The sequence below is a fragment of the Streptomyces sp. NPDC001880 genome, assembly GCF_053594575.1.
The window spans coordinates 1-2,391 of sequence record NZ_JBSFET010000244.1 but is presented as its reverse complement, the minus strand read 5'-3'; the positions used below and the strand labels follow the sequence as shown (position 1 = coordinate 2,391).

The window sequence follows — 2,391 nt, the reverse complement described above, 5'->3', positions numbered from 1 at the left end:
GAACAGACAGGTACGGCGGGCCCGGTCGAGCTGCCACATCCACACCACCTCGGGCAGCGGAGCCTGCAGGGACGCGGTGGCGTGGGTGGAGGTGAGTGCCCCGAAGAGCGGCACGGTCGTCGATGCGGCCCAGTCCCTGGCCGGTTCGATGGAAACGAAGTGCACCGCGACGGTGTCGCCGGGCTCAGCACCCACCACATGGAAGGGACCGGTCTGAGGGTTGAGGAAGGGGAATTCGCAGACCTCGGAGACCAGGTCCTTCTCGCAGCGGACCCGCCCGGCGAAGCAGTCCTCCGTGTACACGTCGAGGAACGTCCCCGGCTCGATCCGGGCAACCGGGGCCGCCCCGCCGAAGGTCCAGGCGTACTCGCTCGCCTTGGGGCGGACGGTCAGGATGCGGGGGTCGCTCATGGCTGTACTGCTCCTGTCTCTGTCTTCCCGGCCGGCACCGGGGTGTCGTCGAGGTGGATCCGTCCGGTCTGCGCCACCCGCTGCGGGTGTCTGCGCATCAGCACCGTCAGCACAACGATCCCGATCAGCATCCAGACACCGACGACCGGACCGGCGTAAGAGACGGGAGCGCTGAGTTCGGAGACGAAGTCGAACGCCGGGATTCCGGCGGCTGTCAGCAGCGCGGGGACGAACGCCGCGATGCCCAGCACCGGGAACAGGAGGTGGAGCACAGGGTTGAAGGCGTCGCGGCGCCTGCGCAGGAAGTATCCGGCGCAGGACAGGTTCACGATGATGTACACGCCGGTGATCACCGTCACGATCACGGTGGCCAGCAGCACGAAAGCGGTCACCGGGTCATAGGCGAACCCCAGCCCGAGCGACGCGCCGACCGCGATCACGAACTGCACGGCCACACCCGTGACGGGGGAGCGGCGCCGCGGGTGCAGCCTCGCGAAGGCCTGCGGAAAGACACCGATGCGGCCGAGGGCGAACGCCGTACGGGTCGACACATTGGCACACGCGTTGGCGTTGGCCACGGTCGAGTTGACCACGGCGAGGAAGAGCAGCACCCAGAACAGCCCGAACGAGGCGCGGGCCACGCCCTCCCACGAAGCAGCCCCAGAGCCACCGAATCCGGCGAACCTGTAGGGCCCGAAGTACACCGACATCGCATAGGTGGTCAGGACATACACCAGACCGATGGAGAGCGCCGCGCCGAGCACCGCACGCCGCATGGTGCGCCGCGGGTTCTTCGTCTCCTCGGCGAGTGGTGCCGCGGCCTCGAAGCCGGCGAAGGCAAGTACGGTGTAGACGGAACCGGCGAAGATTCCGCTGATGCCGTCGTATCCGTCGGCGGTGTGCGAAGTACCGAATACCGAAAGGGTGTTGTCTCTGCCCGCCTGCCCGATGAGGAGCACGGCGAAGACGACGAAGACGAGCACCTCGAAGATGCCGAGCACGGTGCCGAACCGGGCGGAGACCCGTACGCCGAGATACCCGGCGAGTGCGATGATCACCGCGCCCAGCAGCGACCACGGCCACCACAGGTCCGCCGGGTAGGACGACCACTCCTGGTGCAGTGTGCCCGCCGCGGTGAATCCGAGCTGGAGCAGCAGCAGCGCGGGCACCAGCGCCTCGACGAAGACATAGCCCCAGCCGACGAGGAACCCGATGGCCGGATGCAATCCCTGTGCGGAGTAGGTGGCGACGGAACCGGCGGCCGGAAGTCGGCGGGCCAGCTCGGCCACGCACGACGCGGTGAACAGGCAAGCGACCAGGGCCACCACCACGGACAGCGGCAGGCTTCCGCCCGCGAACGCGGCTCCGGCCGGAATCGAGGCGGCGATGGCCGCGGCGGGCGCCATCGCCGTGATGCTCTGGAAAAGGACCTCACGCAGCCCGATGGCATCGCGTAACAGTCCGCTGCCGGAATCCCCCGACATCCCGCCGCCCCCTCTGCGCCCGATGACCGGAAGCTGTTGTCCGATGTGCGGCCGAGCGTCTCGCGCGCCCTACCGTACGGGCGCCGCGCGGGCGGCGGAAGACGGCGGGGACGGAAATCGACCGCGTGCAGACGGGAGTACGCCGGAACGTACGGTGAGTCCCGGCCCTCGGCGGACATTCGCTGCCGAGAGCCGGGAGCCGGGAGCCGGGACGCGGGACGACGCCCGTGGGCCGAGGGGTCGGTGAGTTCCTCGTACGAGGGAGACGTCGCAGGGTCGTCCCAGGTGGAGTCCAGGATCCAGTTGAACGCACGGACAGAACACGACGGCGGGCGAGGGCCAAGCCACCGGCAGCCCCGCCCGTCGTCGGTCGCCCGGCAGGCCGTAGAACGGTCCTCAGCATGTTCCGCCGATGATCCTTCCGCTGACACCCGCGGCCGGGTTCGACCCGTCGGCCACGGCCAGCTGGGTTGCGCAGACGCAGACGCAGAGCGGG

General features: G+C 69.3%; 1 protein-coding gene and 1 pseudogene. Both read right to left on the bottom strand.

Features of this window, described 5'->3' with window-relative positions:
* Positions 1–411, bottom strand: a pseudogene (locus ACWCQ6_RS36860) (acetamidase/formamidase family protein); the annotation flags it as partial.
* Positions 408–1,895 (bottom strand): APC family permease, encoded by a 1,488-nt coding sequence (locus ACWCQ6_RS36855; RefSeq protein ID WP_451096817.1) that lies wholly within the window; start codon positions 1,893–1,895, stop codon positions 408–410. The gene ACWCQ6_RS36855 and the pseudogene ACWCQ6_RS36860, both read right to left, overlap by 4 nt.
* Between the last annotated feature and the right edge of the window lie 496 nt (positions 1,896–2,391).

What these genes read in the sequence shown, in the direction of transcription:
- ACWCQ6_RS36855 (WP_451096817.1), bottom strand. Translation starts at nt 1,895, where the DNA reads ATGTCGGGGGATTCCGGCAGCGGACTGTTACGCGATGCCATCGGGCTG.